Source organism: Flavobacterium reichenbachii (assembly GCF_002217435.1).
Lineage (GTDB): Bacteria > Bacteroidota > Bacteroidia > Flavobacteriales > Flavobacteriaceae > Flavobacterium > Flavobacterium reichenbachii.
Genome location: NZ_MUHF01000007.1, coordinates 332,722 through 354,155 on the forward strand (window position 1 = coordinate 332,722; position 21,434 = coordinate 354,155).

Sequence of the window (21,434 nt, forward strand, 5' to 3'; positions counted from 1 at the left end):
TTTATGAAAACAAAATATATATTAAGCGGATTAATAGCTTCATTATTATTGACTTTTGCTGTTTCGAGCTGCGAAAGTTACAATGAAGGCGTAAACGATACTCTGAATGTAAACAGAGAATTTTCTCCTATTGGCCTTACAGCCAAAATTAGAAATCAGACTACGGTAGAGCTGAATTGGAATGTAAAACAGGAGGAAACTCCGGGACGTTTTGTAGTGCAGTTTAGTGCAGATGATACGGAGTTTAAAACCATTTATAAAACAGTAGAAGTTACTGCTTCACAATTGCCTTTGTCAGTGCAGTTAGAAGGAGAAACAACTTATTCAATTAGAATAAAAGCAATAAGCGCAGAAGGAAAAGAAGATTCTAAATGGTCTGTAACTACTGCAACAACATTAACAGAGCAGATTTTCTTTCCGGTTCAGGATGCAGATATCGAAGCAAAACAGGTAACTTTAAGATGGACTCCTAATAGTTCGGTAACACAGATTACTGTTGAACCTAGTAACATAGTACATGTTGTTACACCTGCAGAAAAAATTGCTGGAGTTGCTACAATAACGGGGCTTACAGGTGAAACTGCTTATACAGCAACTTTACTAAACGGAACAAAGAAAAGAGGCGTTGTAACTTTTACTACAGGAATCGATATTGGAACAGGTATTTTGGTAAAACCAGAAGATGATTTGAATGCAAAAATTACTGCAGCGCCTGCTGGCTCGGTATTGGTTTTAATGCCGGGAGATTATCAAGTATTTAAAGGAGAAATTGTTTTAAATAAATCAATAACTCTAAGAGGATTAAGACCTGGAGATAAGCCAAAATTACACGTGAGGTTTACTTTAAATACGGGAGCAGCAAATCTTAGTTTAGTTGATTTAGATTCTGAAGGAGCAGATACTACCGTTGGAGATAGTAATTTTATTACTTTATCAGGGGCTAGTGCGGCTTATGGAAATATTTTAATAAGCGGATGTTATGTTCACGATTATTTACGCGCTTTAATGTACGGAAATGCTTCTCTTGCAAAATTAACCTCATTTACGGTAGATAACACTATTGTTAAAAATGTAAATACCAACAAACAGGCTGATTTTATAGACTTCAGAAATACATATGCAGCCAGTATAGTTGTAAAAAACAGTACATTCGATACTTGCTCAATCGAACGTGATTTTGTTAGAGCAGATGCTGTTTTACCTGCAAATGGAGGATCTTCAGGGACTGGTTTAACTACAAACGTATTAATTGAAGGATGTACATTGTACAAAGTTTCTAATAATGCGGCACCAAAAAGATTACTTTATTTACGTTTTGGATCAAATTCTTCAACAGTCAGAAATACGCTGATAGTTTCTACAACTGGAATTTATACAAACCAGCCCGCTACCATACAGCCAACATTTACTAGAAATTACTATTTTGAAGCACCTAGTTTTATTGATGCAACAATAACAAATAATAAAATTGATGCATCTGCTACTACAGCAAATCCACAGTTTGTTAATGCTGCTACAGGGAATTTTAAAGTTCAAAATCAAACATTAATTGATAATAATATTGGAGACCCTCGCTGGTTAAAATAAAAACATTGAATTAGTTATAAGAGAAAAGAGAGATACATTTTTTGTATCTCTCTTTTTGTTTCAAGTATATTCAAACACAGAACTAAAGCTATTCTATATTCAGATCAAATTTTTCTAACAGACCTGCAAGTGCGGCGTGAGAAACTTTTGTTCCTTTGATCTTGTTTTCTGACGGGTCAAAAGAATAATTTTTGGATGTTCTGAAATCTGTTTTTTCCAAATTGCATTCCACGAAAGTGGCATTAGAAAGATCACAGTTTTTAAAGGATGCCAGAGATAAATCGGTATTCGAGAAATCAACATCTTTTAAGGAGCAGTCTATGAAGTCGATTTTCTTTAATTTTTTATAAATAAAAGTAGAATAATCAAGCAGGCAGTCGTGAAATTTCATAGAAAACAGAAAGCTGTTACTGGAACTGAAATCTAAGCCCATAAGTTTACAGCCTGTAAAATGAATGTTTTTAAGTCCCGTATTTTTAAGCACTGCCAAAGAAAGATTACAGTTTTTAAACGTACAATCTAGAAAATCAATCGAAGAAAAGTCACTTTTTGAGAAATTACAATTTATAAACTCGCAGTTAATAAACTCGTTGTCGGTTAGTTTTTGATCAGAATAATCAATTGTGTCAAAAGTTTTATTTTGATGAAGAGCAGCTTCCATATTATGGTATTTGTATTTTAAAAATTATGAAGATCTTATTCTAGTTCTATGCATTCAAAAATCCCGTTGTTCAGAATGAGTTCGGTGATTTCAATTTCGCTTTCAATTCTTAAAATATTATCACAATCTTCAAGATCAAAATTCCATTGGGTGCTTGGGAGCAATTCATAAAGTATTTCAGAAGCAGATTCTAATTTTGATTCTGAATCTACAGATGTTTTAAAAACATAAACCATAATTTGCTTTTTTAGAGGAAGCAAATTTGAGAAATAAAACAATAAATCTGATAGGATTACATAATCAATAATTAGGATTTATCAATCAATTTTCGGTATTGAACAGGAGTAATGCCTTCATGTTTTTTAAAAAACCGGCTAAAGTAAGAATGATCCTCAAATCCTGACTGTATCGCAATTTCGCTAATAGAAAACGCCGTTTGAAAGAGCAGGTATTTTGCTTCTAATAAAACGGTCTCTTCAATCCATTTGGCTGCGGTTTTGCCAGTTTCAGATTTTACAGATTTGTTTAAATGATTGGGTGAAACGTGCAGGAGCGATGCGTAATAATTAACCTGATGATGGCTTTTTATATTGGCATGAATAAGCTCTTTGAACTTATTAGATAAAATGGAAGCTGCCGAAATGTTCTGCTTGGTTTTTACAGCATTTTTGTTCATCTCATAAAATAATGTAATGAGGTAGGACTGTACAATATTTAGATCGGCCGTTTCATTTTCTGTGTATTCGACTTCAAGTCTGTCAAGAATCGAAGTAATGTAAGCTGAATCTTTTTGAGGTACGCTAACTTTTGGATTTCCGGATATTTTTAGAAAATCAAATTCGTACAGCATTTCACGACTGCCATATTTTCGAATTAAAATATCTGGATGAAACTGGCAGATATAGCCAGTTTGTGCGGTGTGGATATCATCTATAGAGAAAATTTGCCCTGCCGGAATTACAATAATTTCATTAGAAACAGATTTGTAATCTTCATAACCAATTTTAATATTATGACTGCCCGAAGAAACAAAAATCAAAGTATGGCAGCTGTGTTTAGAAGGGGGTACAGGATGTTTTAGACCCATAATTTCCTGGGTTTTTAAACAAAAAAAATGATCAGAATTTGATTTAAAAAGTAAATGCATCGGATTTTCGGCTCCCAAAAATCTATCCCGAAATCCTTGGGCGCCGTATGTTTTTACTTTTTCAGCAGTTTTGCTTTTCATTTAATAATAAAGTCTAAAATCGAGCAGTTTGCAAAGATTATAATGTTTTTGATATAATTCTTCAACAACTTCTGTAAGATCATCATTGTCTTGGTATAAGCTAAAAAAAGCCTTGTCTATGGTACTGCAGCTTGCTATTTTATTGTACGTAGATCCGTAACCAGAAATGGCCCGCGCTCCGGTTATATCCAGAAAATATTGTGCTTCGTCATTGGTTAAATCCAGTATTTTTTTGTTGGCAAAATGAATTACTTTTCCTTTCATCTTTCCTTCAAAAAGTTCGGCTATTTCCTGAAGACTATAGTAATAATCATGCAGACATATATTGTTTGGTTCGCCTGGCATTACAAGATAAATGATTTCATAATCTTTAAAATTATGATCTTCGTAAAGCAGTACATTCAGACTTTCTTCAAGTCCTTCGATTGTGTCGCAGGTTTTATATATACTGGCAATTCCCTGTTGAATAGCTATTTCTTCCAGATTTTTAACCACATCGGTAACTATGGTTGTGTCTACATCTGGAACACCTTCAAGGCAAAAAATAAATTTTTCGTTATCCATTCATTCTGTTTTCTAATTCTAAAGGCATCAAAAATGTTCTTATAACAAAAGTATTTTTTATTGAATAAAAATTGATATAGTAATGAGATTTTAACGATTTTTTATTTAAAAAGGATGAGGTTGATTTCTTAAGATTGTTCTGCGTCAATTATTTTATGAGCATGCCGCTGGTTTTATCAAATTCTATTCTTTCGTCCTCCGACATTCTGTTTCTTAATAATTTTATTGTGTAGCCGCCCTTCAATTCGTCTTTGTCTAAATACATCCAGTCGCTTACTTTTGCAGCATTTATTTTTATGGTATCGCCTTGTTTAACTTCCTGGGTGATTTCCGGGAGATTATCAACTATTCCAAAATAATCTTCATTTTTTTTGAATAAACCATTGATCCACATATGTTCTGCATCGTTGCCTGCGTCAAAACGAACTTTAATTGCAAAAGCATTATAATCAGGATTGTTATTTTCTAAAGCTTTATAAAATTCGGGCAGTGTTTTTTTTGCCTCAGCAATAGCTTTATTCATTTCGTGATCTTCTTTCTGGACATTGTAAATGTCAGGCTGGTCTTTTCGTTCTATTTTATCGGAATTTTTACAGCTTGTTAAAGCAAAAAGAACAAAAAGAATCAAAGTAATTTTTTTCATAGTAGGGTTGTATTAATATATTTTGGGAATGCATTTTTTAAAAACATTTTTTGTCTGTTCTGCACAAAACAATCTGATTTTCATTTCTTATTTGATAAGGAAAATTAAACGTCTTCCAATATTCAATTATTTTATTTTGAATAATACTGCTTTCGCTCGTAAAAATAAAATGTTCAGAAAGATTTAAGTTTCTATCCATAGTCATTGCACTATTAAATTCGGGATGCTCTTTTTCGATTATGTGCATAAAAAAGAAGTGATCCTCGCTGTTTACATATTGGCGTTCTTTAATTCTGGTAATGATTTGCTCAAGACTTTTGGGTTCAACTTCATTTTCCGGATATTCATTTTGCAGATAATCCAAATAATCACCGGTTATATATTCGCCAGAACCAAGCAGTTTGTATTCTTTTTTTTCTTTATGATAAACAACATCTCCAACTCCTACTAAATGCGCTCTTTCGTCGTCTTCATCATAATACCGATGTTTATAATCAATAAAAATATATTTTTCGGTATCATAAATATTATTTATCACATAATCTGGACTAATTTCTTCATCAATTATTTTTTGAACTAAATCTCTGTCGATTTCAAATTTCATAAGTTGGGGTGTATAAGGCAGTTTTTTCAGCTTCTTAAAATCTTATCCATGGCTTTTCCTTTGGCCAATTCATCTACCAGCTTGTCCAAATACCGAATCTTCTGCATTAGTTTATCTTCAATTTCTTCCACCCGATAACCGCAGATTACACCTGTAATTTTAGAAATGTTAGGATTTAATTGAGGCGCTTCTGCAAAAAAGGTTTCAAAGTCGGTTCTGTTATCAATTATATGCTGTAATTCTTGCAGATTATAGCCCGTCAGCCAGCAGATTATGGTATCTAATTCTTCTTTTGTTCTTCCCTTTTTCTCGGCTTTGGTAACATAATGCGGATACACACTTGTAAATGAAGTTGTAAATATTCTATGTTTTTCCATAATGATCAACTTTTAACCTAGAGGTTCCCAGAGTTCGATTTTATTATCTTCAATATCGAGAATGTGTATAAACTTTCCGTAGTCATAGGTTTCTATTTCATCAAGAATAGTTACGCCGTCTTTCTTCAATTGTTTAATAAGAGCTTCCAAGTCAGCAACTGTGTAGTTAATCATAAAGTCTTTTGCAGAAGGTTCAAAATATTGCGTATTTTCAGGAAAAGGACTCCATTGTGTTGAGCCGTTTGCGTTAGAATCAGATGCCTCTTTCCAGCCAAAAGAGTTTCCGTAATCATTAGTGTCAAAACCAAGATGAGTTTTATACCATTCTCTCATTTTGGCCGGGTCATTGCATTTAAAAAATATGCCGCCAATACCTGTTACTTTTTTCATTATGTATCTTTTTTTAATGTTTAATAAAAAATCGAATTGATATCGTAATCAAAATAGTATTCTCCCTGCTGCTTATAGATTTTTACAGTTAAGCGAATTTAATATTTTTAGAGATAAGTCAGAAAAAAATAATAACGATGTTGTTTTTTCTAAAGTTCAAGATCACTAATAGAATGTTTTTTGCAGTTTGTATTATATTCACTTATATTTATAGTGTTGTAAGTCCTTAATTATGAAACATTCACAAAGAGGAGAATTTTATGGTGAAACAAATAAAACCATTTGTTTAGAAGGTATAACGCTGACTGACACAGTTTATACACTTCCTAAAGTAGATTGGCATTATCATGAAAATGCTTATTTTACTTTTATTCTTCAAGGGAATGTGATTGAAGGCAATAAGAAAGAAATTTACAATTGCTCGGCCGGAGATTTACTTTTTCATAATTGGCAGGAGGCACATTATAATATAAAACCAGACGGATTTACAAGGGGTTTTCATCTTGAGATAGAAAAAAAATGGCTGGATACGATAAGTTTAGATATTGATAATTTAGAAGGAAGCCTAAAAATATCAAATCCAGATATTAAACTTTTGATGTACAAAGTCTTTAGGACTTCAAAATGTCATGAAATAAATACAGAATTTACCACTCAGACTTTACTGTTTGAAATACTGTCTAAATTACAGAACAGCAATCAGAATAACATTCACAAAAATCCAAAATGGGTAAAGATGATTGATGATCTTCTTCACGAACAATTTGCCGAAAATCTTTCTCTGGATTATTTATCAAAGACGTTAGACATACATCCGGTGCATCTTTCGAGAAATTTTTCAAAATATTTTGATTGTAATTTAAGTGAATATGTTCGAAAACTAAAAGTAGAAAAAGCACTATCGTTAATTGCGTTGCAGAAACAATCTTTTACTGAAATTGCGCATCAGTGCGGGTTTTCAGATCAAAGCCATTTTATAAGATGTTTTAAAGAAATTAATGATGTAAATCCGTCGGAATACAAAAAAATATTGCTTCAGAAATTAATGTAATGTTAATCTCGTACAATTTTACTTTTTTAGGATCTTCTATTTTTGCGTTAACTCAATAGTATACAAATGACAAAGCAAATTTTAGTATCGTATGTATTATTTTATACCAGTATGATAATGGCTCAGAATAAGGATCTGTATTCAATAGATAAAATTGAAAATGATGTTCATAAACGAAATATCGGGAAAGTAACTTTTATGAATGGAAATATTCCGTTGGAGGTTTATAAGGAAACTGATTTTCTTGATTCTTATGATTTGAAACTTAAATCAGATTTGAACATCAGGGTTTTTATGGATAATTCGGTTGGTAATTATTTACATCAGCTGGCACCAGATTTACCTGCCGAAGAGCTTTTAAAAAAGGGAAATCTTCAGTTTTCTTTTTATATTGATAATCAGTTTATCTATAAAGAAAATATACATTACGGCTGTAATTTCGGATCTGGAGGCAGCAAACAGACATCAACAACTTTTAGAGTGCCGCTTACAAACTCAAAAGGAGAAGACTGGTGGTCAATGTATATGTGGGATCGTTTTAAGGAAAATGGAGGACAGAAAGTTTTAACAGATGGAACGCATTTACTTAAGATTGAAATCAGACCTTATGTCAACTTACAGGAAAAGATTAAAACAGGAAATCTGATTGCAGAAGGTAAAGTGAAATTAGTGATTAAAACTCCAAAACTTACCAGAAAGCAAATCGAAATTCAACCTATTCAAGCTAATAGCGGCTGGGAAATTTCATCTTTAAACTTCGATAAAAAGAAAATCGAATCGCTCAATACGGCCATTGCAAATTACGAACTAAAAGATATAACCAGTATTGTGGTAATACACGATAATAAACTCCTTCTCGAAGAATATTTTAATGATGCAGATCGAAAAACCTTGCACAATACACGTTCTGCAGGAAAATCATTTGCTTCTACATTAATGGGCATCGCTATAGAAGAAGGCTATATTAAAAGTGAAAATCAAAAACTTGAAGAATTTTACGATCTAAAGAAATATGCTAATTACCAAACTAAAAAAGACAGCATCAGGATAAAAGACCTGCTTACAATGAGCTCCTCATTTGATGGCTCCGATTCAGACAGTAATTCGCTTGGGAATGAAGAAAATATGTATCCGACAGCTAACTGGGTCAAATTTGCATTGGATTTACCGGTAGATAAAGCAAAAGCAAATGGCCGTCAATGGGATTATTTTACAGCCGGAGTTGTATTATTGGGTGATATATTAGATAAATCTGTTCCAGAAGGATTAGAGAAATATGCGGATAAAAAGCTTTTTGCACCTCTAAATATAACTTCTTATAAATGGCAGTATACACCGCAAAATGTAGCAAATACAGCCGGAGGTTTACAAATGAGATCTCTTGATTATGCGAAATACGCACAGTTGTATAAAAATAACGGCATCTGGAATGGCAAACAGATTGTTGCTACAGAATGGATTAGTAAAACTTTGACGCACCAGATTCAGATTCCAAAGAGAAATAATGAATTTTACGGCTATCTTTTTTGGAATAAAACAATACTTTTTGAAGGTAAAAGTTATGAGACTTTTTATTGTGCCGGAAACGGAGGGAATCATTTTGTAATTTTTAAGACGCTTCCGCTTGTTGTAATCATAACTTCTAAAGCTTTTAATAAACCCTATGGACATTCTCAGTCAAATAAAATAGTGCAAGATTATATTTTGCCAGCAGTATTGAAGAACTAAGTTTTTAAAATTGTTCCTTTCAATTAATCATTAAATTAAATAAAAATTAAAAACCCTTAAACACAATTGCTGTTTAAGGGTTTTTAATGACTATTTTAAATATTCAATTTCTGAAATATTAGCTCTTAAAAGTTTGGAGCAGCTTTCTCAGTACTTACTGTTTTTGCTGTGTGCTCAAATTGTTTTGAATCAATTTTAGCAATATTTGCAGGTTTTTCATCCCAGTCGCCCCAATCACCTCTATAAGATTTGATGTAAATTAAATCATTATTTTCAGAAGTGTAAATACTTGTGTTAGATATAAGGCAGCTGTAATTTGCGTTTGAGTTTGTATGTGATTTTTTCATGGCCGGAAGTGTTAGATTATGATTGTCAAATTTACATCGATCTTAAACCCTTCTTTTATAATAAAATACGAAATTGTTGTGTAATTCACATGTGAGAAAAAAACTCTTCACTAAATGCTGCAGGAAAAACAATTTACTTTTCCTGTTCTAAATTGTCTGCTGCAGAAATCTGATCGAGTATATTAGTTTGGTTTGGCGAAATGTAATTTTTTACTTCTACAGCATTTTCTTTCTTAAAAAGTAAGTCTAATGCATTATAAAGCTTCAGTAAAACATCTCTGTCTTCTTTTTCAATTTCTAAAGCAGTGTTAAAATTAAAAACGTAATTATTAGAATTGCGTACTTCTACTTTTATAGTTTTAGATGTGATTTTAAATTTGACTATGTCCATAAGTTCAAAAATTACTTAATTTGCAAAGATGCTATTTTAACCCTTTCAAATGTATTTATTTTTCTAATTTTTTAGTATTCAGAAAATATTTTTGTTGAGATTACTCATTTAATTCAAATAAAAAACCCCTAAACATTTCTGTTTAAGGGTTTTGCCTTTTGTGTCGAGTGCGGGAGTTTAACCCTTGACCTCAGGGTTATGAATCCTATTTTGATTTTTTAATTTGTTAAATTATTGATTATTGATAATTTGTATTTTTGATCAACTTTGGTTCGTTAAGTTTCTTGCGAAAACCTCACTGAAGTTCCTCACTTGAGTATAATGGATTTTTAACATATAGTTTAAGAGGCCGTAACTTTTTTATCTTCTTTATGTGATTTGTACTTTTCTTCGAAAATTTCTCCAACAACTCCCAAATCTATTGTCATTCCACTTTTGTAATATGCATTACACGCCCATCCAAATGCATACGTCATTGATCCTGCAACAATAGAGGCTATCCCTACTATGGCTACTTCTAAAAGCTGGGCTCCTGGAATCCAACCTGCAGCTTTTAAAGCGGTAATAGACCATCTAGAAATTTGTCTTCCAATACTTCCGGTGATGGTGGATGCAACAATTTTCATCACATCTTGTTTTGTAGTTTTAATGCCATAAATATAAGCAATTTTTAATGCAAGTCCCACTTGTAATCCCGTAAGAGCGACAATGTCAGAACCTGGGATGGGAAGTGCTCCAATTGCCGCAGCAGAGACAGTTGCTGCGTTAATCCACTTTTTTACGCTGTTCCCTTTAAATTTTGAGACTTTCACAAAAAGTAAATCTTTTCCCTGAAATTTTAATAGATCTTGAATTTGCTGCTCAAGTAGTTCAATTCCCTCACCTGTTTTCGAGGATATGGGAATAGGAAAAATTCCCAATTCTTCTTTTGTTTGATTAATCACATCCACAATATCTGATTTATCGAGAGCGTCAATTTTATTTAAAACTACAATTGTTGGTTTCCCAAGTTTTTGCAAACTTTCAAAAGATTTCTTTTCGTGAGCAGTTATTCCAGATGCAGCATTGATGAAATATAATATTACATCAGAATCTTTTTCTACAAATTCAGAGGCTTTGTTACTAACCTTTTCATTTATGTCATATAGCCCAGGCGTATCAGCAATAAAAACTTGATCGTTTAATGGGTAAATTGATACGGTTTCTGTAGATCCTGCTCTTGCTTTAACTTCGGTATAATCTATGCCTGTTAATGCATTTATCGTTTTCGACTTACCCGCATTAACACTCCCTATTAGGCTGATTATAAGTTTCTGTTTGATAAGGTCTTCGAATTCTCCATGTTTCTCATTGTAAGAATTTTCGAAAGTTGCTTGATATTCGTTAAAATCAAATTCTTTATTATTCATGTTTTTATATATTTAATATTTCTTTTTAAGTAAAACACTAAAGTAATTTTAGTGATTAAAAGGGCCTGTCTCTAATCAAAAAATAAAGCTAAGCTAACTAATTTTTATTAAGTTTAATATTTTCCTTAAGCTAATAGCTATAATTTTGGATTGATGAGGAATTACCAAAAGTTATTTGGGAATTATTTGCTTTTTTAATGCCTTAAAAAAAACTTATTTAATTGTAATTATCTAAAGATTTTTTTATTTCGTTTCTGATTTCTTTTGCCAGCCATTTTGGCTCTACAACTTTGACTAAGCTACCATATTTTAAAACCTGCTGTTTAAATTCAAAATTTGGATGAATTAGTAATTCAATATTAAAAGTTTCTTTGCTATCGATATCAATTACTTTTTGAGAGTGATGCAATTGGAGTGACTCAACATATGGTCTTTGTGAAACATGAAATGAAAGGATGACTTTTTGTAACTCATGGTCGACGTAGTTGAGGCCGACAACGTTTCTAAACTTGTCCATTGCTTCTTCCGTTTTCTGCTTAAACTTTTTAGTGCCGATAGTTATATTTTTTAATCGATCAATGCCAAAAGTGCGATAACCTTTTTCAGTTTCTCCAACTAAATACCACCGATTTTGATACTGTTTTAAAAAGTAAGGCTTTAGAGTATAATTTTCCTCTTTTAGATGATAAAAACTGTAATGTTCAAAACTAATAGGCAATGTTTGATGAATTGCTTCTAAAATCGTCTTGAAATTTGGCGTAGCTGAGATTGTAGCTTTATTTTCGAATTCAATATATGCTAAGGCATTATTAGTCTCGTTAAAATTAGACCTTATTAATTCTGCTGTCGCAAGAATTTCTATATGACTTAGGAAAGAATCAATGGTGGCGGATTTTTCATCATCTAATGAATAGCTAGAAGTATTCCTGTTGAGTTTAATAATAATGCCATAGTTTTCGTTTAGAGATTTTATATCTCTCTGTAACGTGCGTAAAGTTATTTTGGAAGTTTCGTTGGCACAGATCTCTTTTATCAATGCATCACGATGTACTGACGAGTGTCTTTTTAAAGTCTCTACTAAAATTTTGGTACGATAAACCTGGGTTGAATTTAAATGTGTTTGATTGTTTTCTTTCATATTCCAAAAATATAAATCCAAAACGACAATATGTGTCGCGAATATTTTTTTCCATTAAAAAAGAGCGACAAGAATTGTCGTGATGACGAAATACTTTAGCAGCTAAATTTTAAAACAGTATTATGAAAAAATTATTCAAAAAATCGAAATCAGAAATTGACTTCAGTAATTTAAGTTCTATTCTTAACACTAGTGTTGCAGCTGGAGTAGCAATTGCAAATTATTCAAATAAAAATCCCAAAATCATCGGAATGATTACCGCGGGATTATCTTTATTAGCAACCGGATTAATAATTGCTTCAGACGATAATGCTGATAATAAGTAGACAGGGTAAAACAAAAATTTAATTATTTAACTCGACTTAAGTCATAAAAACAAACATTATGTTATTTCAAGTATTATTAAATATTATAGCATTTATTATAAAATGCATTGTATGGATAGTTGTAGCATTTTTGGCGATTCCATTCGGAGTTTATTATTTTCTCATGAGTTATTTTCCGGAATTTACATTAGCCTATGACTTTTCTTTTTGGGCAGTATTTTCAATATTATCAATTATAGGTTTTGTTATACTATGGAAACCTATAATCTGGACGGTAGGTATAATTCAGACATTGGGAGCAGGAGCATAGCTTGTAAAAAAGGTTTTGGTTTTCAAAGACTAAAACCTTTTTTTGTATTGGTTTGAAAATGATTGAACACAATTTAATTGTTTTACATCTAATGATTCATCTTTCGGATTCATACATTTCTGATTCGAATTATGATCTATTTCTATTTTAATTACAAATTTAATCACTCCAGTTCCATCACTCTATAAATTATTGAAAGAGATTTTAGAAGCAATATTCCAATAAAAAACCCTTAAACATTTCTGTTTAAGGGTTTTGCCTTTGTAGCGAGGACGGGAGTTGAACCCGTGACCTCAGGGTTATGAATCCTGCGCTCTAACCAACTGAGCTACCTCGCCTGAATTGCTTTCGGGAATGTCCCTGATTGCGGGTGCAAATATAAAAATAATATTAAAGCGAACAAGCATAAAATGAAGAAAAAAAAATATTTTTAAAAATGCATTGTTTTTGGACATATATTCTTATATTTCGAAAAAATTAAAAGTAGCACATGGATCCAAAAATACGTTACGAAATCGAGTTTCCCATAAATTCTTCGCCGCAATTATTATATCAATATATATCAACTCCTTCAGGTTTATCAGAATGGTTTGCCGACAATGTTAACTCAAGAGGAGAGTTTTTTACTTTTATTTGGAACGATTCGCAGGAAAAAGCGCGTCTTGCTTCTAAGAAATCTGGTGAAAAAGTAAAATTTAAATGGGTAGATGAAAGCAGTAAGGATACTGAATACTTTTTTGAACTTCACATTTTAGTGGATGAATTAACAAAAGACGTTTCGCTTATGGTAGTCGATTTTGCAGAAAAAGAAGAGGTAGGAGAAGCTAAACAATTGTGGGAGAATCAGATCTCAGACCTTAAACATCTTATAGGGTCTGTCTAGTAAAATTCTATTTTATGCCTTATATTTGCCCTGAACAAAATTCAGGGTTTTTTTATGATTAATTTTAACGGAGATATTACAGCGCAGAACGATAATATATTAACTCAAAATCGTGCCTTTTTATATGGAGATGGTATTTTTGAAACGCTTAAAATTATCAATAATAAAATATTGTTTCTCGAAGATCATTATTTTAGATTAATGGCTTCAATGCGTGTAGTGCGAATGGAAATTCCGATGAACTTCACGATGGAGTATATGGAGGAACAAGTATTGAAGCTTGTACAGCAAAATGGACTTTCGGCATCTGCGCGAGCTAGAATTACCGTTTTTAGAAATGACGGCGGCTTGTATCTGCCTCAAACCAACAATGTTTCTTTTTTAATTCACGCCACACCACTCGAAAACACATTTTACACTTTAAATACAGCCTCCTATGAGGTAGATTTGTATAAAGATTTCTATGTGGCCAGACAATTATTATCGTCTATTAAATCGACGAATAAAATGATTAATGTTACAGGAAGTATTTTTGCAAATGAAAATGGTTTAAACAACTGCATTTTAGTCAATGACAGTAAAAATGTTGTAGAAGTACTGCAGGGAAATTTATTTATGGTTACCGGCAATAAATTAATCACCCCTCCGGTATCAGAAGGATGTTTGAATGGCGTTATGCGTAAACAAATTTTAGCTCTGGCTAAGAAAATAGAAGGCATAGAAGTAAAGGAAGAAATAATTTCTCCGTTTGATCTTCAAAAAGCAGACGAATTATTTCTAACAAATGTGATCACAGGAATACAGCCGATAACTAAATATCGAAAAAAAGATTTTACAAGTAATCTCGCTCATTTATTAGTTCAAAAACTAAATGATTCCATATCTGAAAACTAATTCAGATATGGGTTTTCAGGAGAATTTGACCAAATAAGATAATCGCCTCCAAGTTCCATAATCTGTTCTTTCCAGAAATGGGTGCTTGACTTTCCGATAATTTTATTTTTATAACTATTATCAGTTATAATCCAAGAGTTTCCCTGCATTTCACTCTCAAGCTGATTTTCTTCCCAACCAGTATAACCTAAGAAAAAACGAATATTGTTTTTGCCAATAGATCCGTCGTTTATTAAGTCTTTGGTTGATTCAAAATCACCTCCCCAATAAATTCCATTAGAGATTTCGACACTATTCGGAATCAATTCTGGAATATTATGAATAAAATATAGGTTGTCTTGTTCTACAGGGCCTCCGTTATATATTTTAAAAGATGCTTCAATCTCTGGGATTAAATCATTAATAGTATACTTTAATGGTTTATTAATGATAAAACCGATTGAACCTTCTTTGTTATGATCTGCTAATAATATTACCGATCTGTTAAAAGATAAATCTCCAATTATTGAAGGCTCGGCAATAAGCAGGTGTCCTTTTTTTAATTTTTCTGAAATCATACGGCTACAATTTTTATTAAATTTAGTCATAAAAATTTTAAAAACCCAATAAAATCGATAAACCGCACAAAAAAACCTTCCATAGGGAAGGTTTTAATTATATTATAAGTTTAGAGAACTTTCTTACTTTAGTTCACTGCACCTTCTAATTCAGCTCCTGCTTTGAATTTTACAACATTTTTAGCAGCGATTTTGATAGTTTTTCCTGTTTGTGGGTTTCTACCGTCTCTTGCAGCTCTTGCAGATACTGACCAAGATCCAAATCCTACTAACGAAATTCTTCCACCTTTTTTCAAAGTAGTTCCTACGTTACCTAAAAATGACTCTAAAGCTAATTTTGCCGCAGCTTTTGTGATTCCTGCATCAGCAGCGATAGCATCGATTAATTCTGATTTGTTCATAATAATAGTTATTAATTGTTGGTTAAAAAAAATTGTTAATACACAAATTTAGTAGGAAATCCGTTGCGTGCAAGTGTTTTCGCTAATTTTAGTAAAAATTGTTGATAACTTGCTTTTTTTGTTCATAACAGATGTTATTCGTCGATAAAAAACAAGTAGAAACCCCTGTTTTACTGAGCTTAATAGACTTTTGCGCTTTCAGAGAAGCTCACTCCATTTAGTAATTCTGCTGCCTGCATTCGCTTTTTTCCTGCAATTTGTAAACTTAATAACTGAATATACCCGCTTTTTATTGCAATCTTGATTTCTTTTTTGCTGCAAATCAAGCTCCCAATTTCAAAATTATGATCTTCTACAACCAATTTTGTTTCGTATATTTTGATGCTTTGCTCTGTATCTTTATCTTTTAGAAAACACCATGCTGCCGGATAAGGACTTAAGCCTCGAATCAGGTTATTGATTTCATCACCAGATTTTGTCCAGTCGATCTTACAATTTTCTTTATTTAGTTTATAAGCTGTTTTAATTTCTGCATTATCTTCCTGAATTGATGTAGTGACATTTCCGGTTTCAATAACTTTTAAAGTTTCAATAACAGTTTCGCTTCCTAATACCATTAATCGGTCGTGCAATTGTCCGGCATTTTCTTGCGGTTCAATAGTAAGTTCAGAATTTAAAATCATTGCTCCGGTATCGATTTTATCATCTATAAAAAAAGTAGTAACACCTGTTTTGGTTTCTCCATTTATAATAGCCCAGTTTATTGGAGCTGCACCGCGATAATTTGGCAGTAAAGAAGCATGAAGATTAAAAGTTCCTAAACTTGGCATTTCCCAGACAACTTTTGGCAGCATTCTAAAAGCCACAACAATTTGCAGATTAGCATTTAATGCCTTTAATTCTGCTAAGAAACTTTCGTCTTTTAAATTTGCCGGCTGTAATAAAGTCAAATTATTTGCAAGCGAATATTCTTTTACAGCCGAATATTTTATTTTTTGTCCGCGTCCTGCAGGTTTATCCGCTGCCGTGATCACGCCTACAACATCATAATTGTTTTTGATGATGGTATCCAAAATGCCTACAGCAAATTCCGGAGTTCCCATAAATATAATTTTCAATTTTTTCATTATAATTTTAAAGTGTATTTATTGTTCGGTTGTATAATAATATAGTTATTTTCTAATAATTCCTGAAGTGCCAGAATAATATCTTTGGTATCCATTTTTATTTGAGACTGAATTTCTCTTGATGTCAAAGCCGCAGTTTTTAATAAAGCCAAAATTTTATCGGCAATAGAATCTGCCTCTGTTATTTTGCCTTTTTGCGTAATGCAGTAGGAGCAGACACCGCAGTTAGAATTGGTTTCTTCTCCAAAATAATCCAAAATTAAACGATTTTTGCACGTTTTATTTTCTTTTATATAATGCAGAACAGACATAAGCTGTTCTTTTTTGAGCTGATTTTGTTTTTCTAAATATTTTGAAACTCTGTTAATTGTCAAATCGTCTTCACGAACTTCATTAAATAATATAGTAGCGTCGTTGTTTTTAGATTTGTATTCGATAATTTCTTTTTCTTTCAGTTTTTCCAGAACAACATTTACTTGTGCTTCAGAACGATGTGATTTTTTTGCAATCAATGGCAGATTAAAAGGAACTTTCATTTCGTAAATTCCAGGGTAGGTTCTTAAAATAGCCAGTAAAATTTCTTCATCATTGGGATTAAGGCTCATATATCGAATCACTTCTTTGGATTCAATCAAAAACTGAACAGTAATTTTTTCTGAAAATTCCTGAGACATTGTAATGATTCCCTGTTGATTTAAAAACTGTAAAGCATTGTAGGCTTTAAGGGTTGAAAACTCATATTTCTGGCAGAAATGATTCATTTTAAAAGAAAACGAATCGTCTAAACCTTCGCCATACGCTATCTGAAAATAGTTGCAGAGTTTATTATAAACCGACTTTAGGAATTTTTTATCAGGAAGAACACTTAAAAACTGCTGTTCGGTTTGCCCGCCGTCAGAAGCGTTTGTCAGTAAAACGGCAAAAGATTTTCCTCCGTTTCTTCCCGCCCTTCCAGATTCCTGGTAATAATTTTCGATATTTTCAGGAAGCTGTGTATGAATAACTGTTTTTACATTATCCTTGTCAATTCCCATTCCAAAGGCATTTGTCGCAACAATAACCTGCGCTTGTTCCGACATCCACATTTGCATGTTTTTGTCTTTCTCTTTTGCCGAAAGTCCGCCGTGATAATAAGTTGCCCTAAAGCCAAGTGATTGCAATTGCGTCGACATGTTTAAGCAGGATTTCCTGTTTCGGACATATATTATAGAAGGCTGCGGATTTTTTTTCAAAATCTGTTCAACACGATATAATTTGTCCTCAACTTCAAAAACCATGTAGGCAATATTTTCCCTTGCAAAAGACTGCTGAAAAAGTTTGGTGTCTTTCAATTCCAGCTCGGTTTTAATATCTTCTATGACTCTGGGAGTTGCAGTTGCTGTAAGTGCCAAAAACGGAATTTTAGGAAAGAATTTTCTAAGTCCGGAAATCTTCAAATAAGCCGGACGAAAATCATGCCCCCATTGTGACACACAATGTGCTTCGTCAATAGCAATTAAATTTATGGGTAAATTTTTAATGCGCTCCAGAATCCAATCCGATTGAAGTCGTTCTGGAGAAAGGTACAAAAACTTGTAATTTCCGTATTGGCAGTTGTCCAGAAGATCAATGATTTCTTCGGTATGAATGCCGCCTGTAAGTGCAATAGCTTTTATGTCTCTTTTTTGCAAATTCGCTACCTGATCTTTCATTAAGGCAATCAAAGGCGAAATTACAAGACAGATTCCTTCCTGCATCATTGCGGGAACCTGAAAACAGATCGATTTTCCGCCGCCGGTAGGTAATAGAGCAAAAGTATCCTGACCATCTAAAACCGAATCAATAATTTCTTTTTGAAGCGGTCTAAAGCTGTCGTGTTTCCAGTATTTTAAAAGAATTTCCTCCGCTTGAAGCATTGCTTTCGTTTTAAAGTTAAAAATTTAGAAATCAGTTTCTAGTTTACAACTTTAAACCAAATACTAAATTTTATCTAAGATATAAAGAATTCTGTTTTCTACCGTATCTTTTGGTACTTCTATTAAGTCGTAACCGTACTTCTTGTAAGTTTCGATAAGGTGTTTTTGAATTTCCAATGCCTGTTCAAAATTTTCATAACGCTCCGTGTCGCTCTGATAAATTTCTTCCCAAGGCGGCAAAATAAAAGTTTTAGAATATTTAAAATCCTCACAAGCTTTTGTAAAATGCTCCGGATATTCATCGCCAATATAATCCATGTAAGCCACAACGTCGGGAATTCCCCTGTCGATAAAAACTACATTATCAGGCTCTTCTTTAGCATTTTTAAATTGCTGAATTCGTCCTTCCAATAACATTTTGCTAAACAATAAAGGCTCTTCCAGAAACAACTGGTCAATCCCTCGCTGCTGTGCTTCGAGTGTAACTTGTCTTGAAATTTCAGGGTAACAGCAGTAGCCACGAGCCACCAATTCGTTAATAAGCGTAGATTTTCCTGTACCAGGACCGCCAAGGAGAACTATGATTTCTTTTTGCACTTTCGTAAAATAAAGCGCAAATTTACCTAAAGTAATTGTATTTAAAAAGATTATTTTGTCGGAAGCGAATGATTTCGCAATTTTTGGCAATATGGGTTCCTGCTGTTCGCTTCAATCTTTTGCTTTTTAAAGAAAAAAGCAAAAGGATTTTCACTTCCATCAGGGCTAAAGAGGAGAGAAGGTTTTGTTTTTGGAAATATTTAATCGATACTTCTCCTGCAAGGTTTTCAAAACCTTGTAGGTGTTCGAATCGATGTATTTAGGCTCTTCCAGCAATATTTAATTCAGAATAGGTGTGTTTAGTCAGATTAATTTTTAAACTTATATTACAATTTCCTCCGTCGCTCATATCAATTAAAAAATATTTAAATGATTTTTCAGTATTAAAGCTTTTGCAGTAACACTTTATCAAAACTTCTTTTTCTTGTTTTTCATTTATAACGGCAATACATTGCTTAATATAAGTATCAATTTTTCTTAATTTTGAATTGTTCTCAGTGAAACATTTTTTTATTATTTGATCAACTTCAATTAATTCCGCCTGATTCAAATCATAAGGTTTTAATTTTTCAGGATTATCATTAAAATAGATTCCATAGAATTTATGATCAAAAGTAAAGATGGCATAATCACTATATTTTCTAAAATCTAATTTGCTTTTTATTTGAAATAGATTTTTTTTGATTTCGATTCGCAAGGGAAAATTTGGCTGAATAAATTCTATAAAATTATTTTTAATTACAGCTTTTTCGCTTCGGTTGTATTTGAATGGGAAACGATTGAAATATATTGTGTCCTTTTTGAAATAACATATACCACTAAATTTTTCAATTTTTTCATAATCTGGGCTTTTTTCAATTATGGTAAAAATATAACTGCTGTCAGAATAGAATTCAAATTTCATTTTCCCTCCAAAATCATAATCATTTACAGCAGATATTTTTTCAATTTTGCTTGTATTTGTTTTCGATTTTTCTTTTTTACACTGAATAAGTAATCCTGAAATAACTAGTAAGAATATGATTTTAAATTTCATAATTTTTTATATTAAACGATACTATTCACAAAACAAAAACTTCCCAGAATCCTTGCCTTTTTTAGAAGGAACAATCAAGTGCGATTCAAATTTCTTTCCTTTCACGACATCATTCACAAAATCCAAAACATATTGTTTTCCGTCATGAAAAAGGTAACCCGAAAATTCATGTCCGCCTCCGCAGAAAGTAATCAGTTCAATGTCTTTATGTAGATCGTTCATATGATTGTAAACCGCATACGAACCAAAAAGAATCAGCCAGCCAGAAGCGTTTGTAGGGCAGGAGCGATGCGAACCCGCACCGTAGGGAACAGTATCGTCAGTACTTCCGTGCGCTAATAACATCGGAATCGCCTTTTGTTTCGTAATCAAATTAATATCCTGAATCGCACCAGAGCCTCCAATAAAACCTTTGTATTTGAAATTTTCCGGCAGATTATTCTTGTATAAGTTCATTAATTTATAATCCCAAAACGAAGCATGAAAACCAATTTCGGCGCCAGCACTAATTCCCGAAATAAAGAATTTTGAAGTGTCCAAATTATATTGATCTGCGTTTTCGATTAAGTAAGAAGTCGCCTGCCACATATCGCTCACACCAATCTGAATCGCTTTTATTTTTTCGGTAAGTGTTCCTTTACAACCAAAATCTTTTCCTTTCATATATAAACTGTACGAAATACTGGCAACCGCATAGCCATTTTGCGCCATAAACATTCCGAATTCTTTTTCGCTTGTACGTTCTCCGCCAGAAAACCCGCCACCAAAAGCAAATAGAATCAACGGAATTTTTTCATTAGATTTTTTCTTTGGCAGATATAAATCTAAATCCAGTTTTATAGTATCATTTTGAAAATAAGTCAGCGTTTTGACTTCCTGTGCCTGAATATTATGAAAAGTGAGAATTGTAAAAAGTAAAAAGAAGATTTTTTTCATTTTGATTTGTTTTAATGTCAAAGAGTTAAGCGCAAACTTGTCATCCTGAGGAACGAAGGATCACATAAGTATCTCCTCACATAAATTCTCCAATCCTTGTCGAATTTCTAGTGTGATTCTTCCTTTGTCAGGATGACAAAAATGACGAAAAGACTCATAATTTCCTGAGAGATTTTATTGCATTCTTTTCTCAAATATAAGATGAAATTTGACAAAGAAATAATGTTACAATGCTTTTTTCTCTGCACCTTTGCGCCTTTGGAACTTTGAACCTTTAAAACAAAGTTTTAAGCCCGGAAAAAATCTAAAATCTAAACTCAAAAATCTGAAATCAAAAGCGTATATTTGCGTTTA

The 21,434-nt window shown here is 32.4% G+C and carries 25 protein-coding genes and 1 tRNA gene; 6 read left to right on the forward strand and 20 right to left on the reverse strand.

What is annotated here, in order from left to right; genetic code table 11:
• Nucleotides 1–3: 3 nt before the first annotated feature.
• Entirely contained in the window at nt 4–1,587 is a 1,584-nt protein-coding gene (locus B0A68_RS08355) for a DUF5123 domain-containing protein (RefSeq protein WP_084678993.1), read from the forward strand.
• An 88-nt stretch (nt 1,588–1,675) separates the two neighbouring features.
• Here B0A68_RS08355 and B0A68_RS08360 read toward each other — a convergent pair whose 3' ends face one another.
• The 8 genes from B0A68_RS08360 to B0A68_RS08395 all read right to left on the reverse strand — a co-directional run bounded on the left by B0A68_RS08360 (nt 1,676) and on the right by B0A68_RS08395 (nt 6,054).
• Nucleotides 1,676–2,248, reverse strand: a complete 573-nt coding sequence (locus tag B0A68_RS08360; RefSeq protein ID WP_035682106.1) for a pentapeptide repeat-containing protein — start codon at nt 2,246–2,248, stop codon at nt 1,676–1,678.
• A gap of 35 nt (nt 2,249–2,283) precedes the next feature.
• Nucleotides 2,284–2,484, reverse strand: coding sequence for a hypothetical protein (locus B0A68_RS08365; RefSeq protein WP_035682105.1), 201 nt, complete (start codon nt 2,482–2,484; stop codon nt 2,284–2,286).
• Between the two features lie 71 nt (nt 2,485–2,555).
• On the reverse strand, nt 2,556–3,476 hold the full coding sequence (locus tag B0A68_RS08370; protein ID WP_240475228.1) for a helix-turn-helix domain-containing protein: 921 nt from the start codon (nt 3,474–3,476) through the stop codon (nt 2,556–2,558).
• Nucleotides 3,477–4,040, reverse strand: a complete 564-nt coding sequence (locus tag B0A68_RS08375; protein WP_035682103.1) for a DUF6642 family protein — start codon at nt 4,038–4,040, stop codon at nt 3,477–3,479.
• A gap of 148 nt (nt 4,041–4,188) precedes the next feature.
• Nucleotides 4,189–4,683 carry a YegJ family protein gene (locus tag B0A68_RS08380; protein ID WP_051892455.1) on the reverse strand — a complete coding sequence of 165 codons (495 nt, stop codon included), beginning with the start codon at nt 4,681–4,683 and terminating at the stop codon, nt 4,189–4,191.
• A 37-nt stretch (nt 4,684–4,720) separates the two neighbouring features.
• Entirely contained in the window at nt 4,721–5,287 is a 567-nt protein-coding gene (locus B0A68_RS08385) for a hypothetical protein (protein WP_035682102.1), read from the reverse strand.
• Nucleotides 5,288–5,313: 26 nt separating this feature from the next.
• The gene (locus B0A68_RS08390; protein ID WP_035682100.1) at nt 5,314–5,664 is read right to left on the reverse strand and encodes a DUF2200 domain-containing protein; all 351 of its coding nucleotides are present in this window, start codon (nt 5,662–5,664) and stop codon (nt 5,314–5,316) included.
• Between the two features lie 12 nt (nt 5,665–5,676).
• Nucleotides 5,677–6,054, reverse strand: a complete 378-nt coding sequence (locus tag B0A68_RS08395) for a VOC family protein (protein WP_035682099.1) — start codon at nt 6,052–6,054, stop codon at nt 5,677–5,679.
• A gap of 232 nt (nt 6,055–6,286) precedes the next feature.
• Here B0A68_RS08395 and B0A68_RS08400 point away from each other — a divergent pair, with 232 nt between their 5' ends.
• On the forward strand, nt 6,287–7,105 hold the full coding sequence (locus B0A68_RS08400) for an AraC family transcriptional regulator (RefSeq protein ID WP_035682096.1): 819 nt from the start codon (nt 6,287–6,289) through the stop codon (nt 7,103–7,105).
• 66 nt (nt 7,106–7,171) lie between these two features.
• Nucleotides 7,172–8,833 carry a serine hydrolase domain-containing protein gene (locus B0A68_RS08405; protein WP_035682093.1) on the forward strand — a complete coding sequence of 554 codons (1,662 nt, stop codon included), beginning with the start codon at nt 7,172–7,174 and terminating at the stop codon, nt 8,831–8,833.
• A 125-nt stretch (nt 8,834–8,958) separates the two neighbouring features.
• Here the strand turns inward: B0A68_RS08405 and B0A68_RS08410 are convergent, their stop codons facing one another.
• The 4 genes from B0A68_RS08410 to B0A68_RS08425 form a co-directional block, all read right to left on the reverse strand.
• Entirely contained in the window at nt 8,959–9,180 is a 222-nt protein-coding gene (locus tag B0A68_RS08410) for a hypothetical protein (protein WP_035682092.1), read from the reverse strand.
• A gap of 133 nt (nt 9,181–9,313) precedes the next feature.
• On the reverse strand, nt 9,314–9,571 hold the full coding sequence (locus tag B0A68_RS08415) for a hypothetical protein (RefSeq protein ID WP_035682090.1): 258 nt from the start codon (nt 9,569–9,571) through the stop codon (nt 9,314–9,316).
• A 341-nt stretch (nt 9,572–9,912) separates the two neighbouring features.
• On the reverse strand, nt 9,913–10,980 hold the full coding sequence (locus tag B0A68_RS08420; RefSeq protein WP_051892454.1) for a GTPase: 1,068 nt from the start codon (nt 10,978–10,980) through the stop codon (nt 9,913–9,915).
• Nucleotides 10,981–11,197: 217 nt separating this feature from the next.
• Nucleotides 11,198–12,118 (reverse strand): helix-turn-helix transcriptional regulator, encoded by a 921-nt coding sequence (locus B0A68_RS08425; RefSeq protein WP_035682089.1) that lies wholly within the window; start codon nt 12,116–12,118, stop codon nt 11,198–11,200.
• Nucleotides 12,119–12,240: 122 nt separating this feature from the next.
• Between B0A68_RS08425 and B0A68_RS08430 the strand changes: the two genes are divergently transcribed.
• A complete protein-coding gene (locus tag B0A68_RS08430) occupies nt 12,241–12,444 on the forward strand; it encodes a hypothetical protein (RefSeq protein WP_035682088.1) in 204 nt (67 codons plus the stop codon).
• A gap of 574 nt (nt 12,445–13,018) precedes the next feature.
• Here the strand turns inward: B0A68_RS08430 and B0A68_RS08440 are convergent.
• Nucleotides 13,019–13,092, reverse strand: a tRNA-Met gene (locus tag B0A68_RS08440).
• A gap of 152 nt (nt 13,093–13,244) precedes the next feature.
• Here B0A68_RS08440 and B0A68_RS08445 point away from each other — a divergent pair.
• Both B0A68_RS08445 and B0A68_RS08450 read left to right on the forward strand, forming a co-directional pair.
• Nucleotides 13,245–13,637: an START-like domain-containing protein gene (locus B0A68_RS08445; RefSeq protein WP_035682083.1), complete on the forward strand. Its 393-nt coding sequence runs from the start codon at nt 13,245–13,247 to the stop codon at nt 13,635–13,637.
• Nucleotides 13,638–13,691: 54 nt separating this feature from the next.
• Nucleotides 13,692–14,531 carry an aminotransferase class IV gene (locus B0A68_RS08450; RefSeq protein ID WP_035682082.1) on the forward strand — a complete coding sequence of 280 codons (840 nt, stop codon included), beginning with the start codon at nt 13,692–13,694 and terminating at the stop codon, nt 14,529–14,531.
• On the opposite strand, the gene B0A68_RS08455 is transcribed toward B0A68_RS08450, so the two are convergent.
• The 7 genes from B0A68_RS08455 to B0A68_RS08485 form a co-directional block, all read right to left on the reverse strand.
• Nucleotides 14,528–15,088: a YqgE/AlgH family protein gene (locus B0A68_RS08455; protein ID WP_035682081.1), complete on the reverse strand. Its 561-nt coding sequence runs from the start codon at nt 15,086–15,088 to the stop codon at nt 14,528–14,530. The two genes, B0A68_RS08450 and B0A68_RS08455, sit on opposite strands and share 4 nt — an antisense overlap.
• Before the next feature lie 128 nt (nt 15,089–15,216).
• The gene (locus B0A68_RS08460; protein ID WP_012022249.1) at nt 15,217–15,489 is read right to left on the reverse strand and encodes an HU family DNA-binding protein; all 273 of its coding nucleotides are present in this window, start codon (nt 15,487–15,489) and stop codon (nt 15,217–15,219) included.
• 179 nt (nt 15,490–15,668) lie between these two features.
• A complete protein-coding gene (gene fmt / locus B0A68_RS08465) occupies nt 15,669–16,616 on the reverse strand; it encodes a methionyl-tRNA formyltransferase (protein ID WP_035682078.1) in 948 nt (315 codons plus the stop codon).
• Nucleotides 16,616–18,511: a RecQ family ATP-dependent DNA helicase gene (locus tag B0A68_RS08470; protein WP_035682076.1), complete on the reverse strand. Its 1,896-nt coding sequence runs from the start codon at nt 18,509–18,511 to the stop codon at nt 16,616–16,618. Before B0A68_RS08470 ends, fmt begins: the two co-directional genes overlap by 1 nt.
• A 63-nt stretch (nt 18,512–18,574) precedes the next feature.
• Entirely contained in the window at nt 18,575–19,108 is a 534-nt protein-coding gene (locus B0A68_RS08475; RefSeq protein WP_035687816.1) for an AAA family ATPase, read from the reverse strand.
• 259 nt (nt 19,109–19,367) lie between these two features.
• On the reverse strand, nt 19,368–20,144 hold the full coding sequence (locus B0A68_RS08480; RefSeq protein ID WP_035682074.1) for a hypothetical protein: 777 nt from the start codon (nt 20,142–20,144) through the stop codon (nt 19,368–19,370).
• Between the two features lie 21 nt (nt 20,145–20,165).
• Nucleotides 20,166–21,080: a carboxylesterase family protein gene (locus B0A68_RS08485; RefSeq protein WP_035682073.1), complete on the reverse strand. Its 915-nt coding sequence runs from the start codon at nt 21,078–21,080 to the stop codon at nt 20,166–20,168.
• Nucleotides 21,081–21,434: the final 354 nt, after the last annotated feature.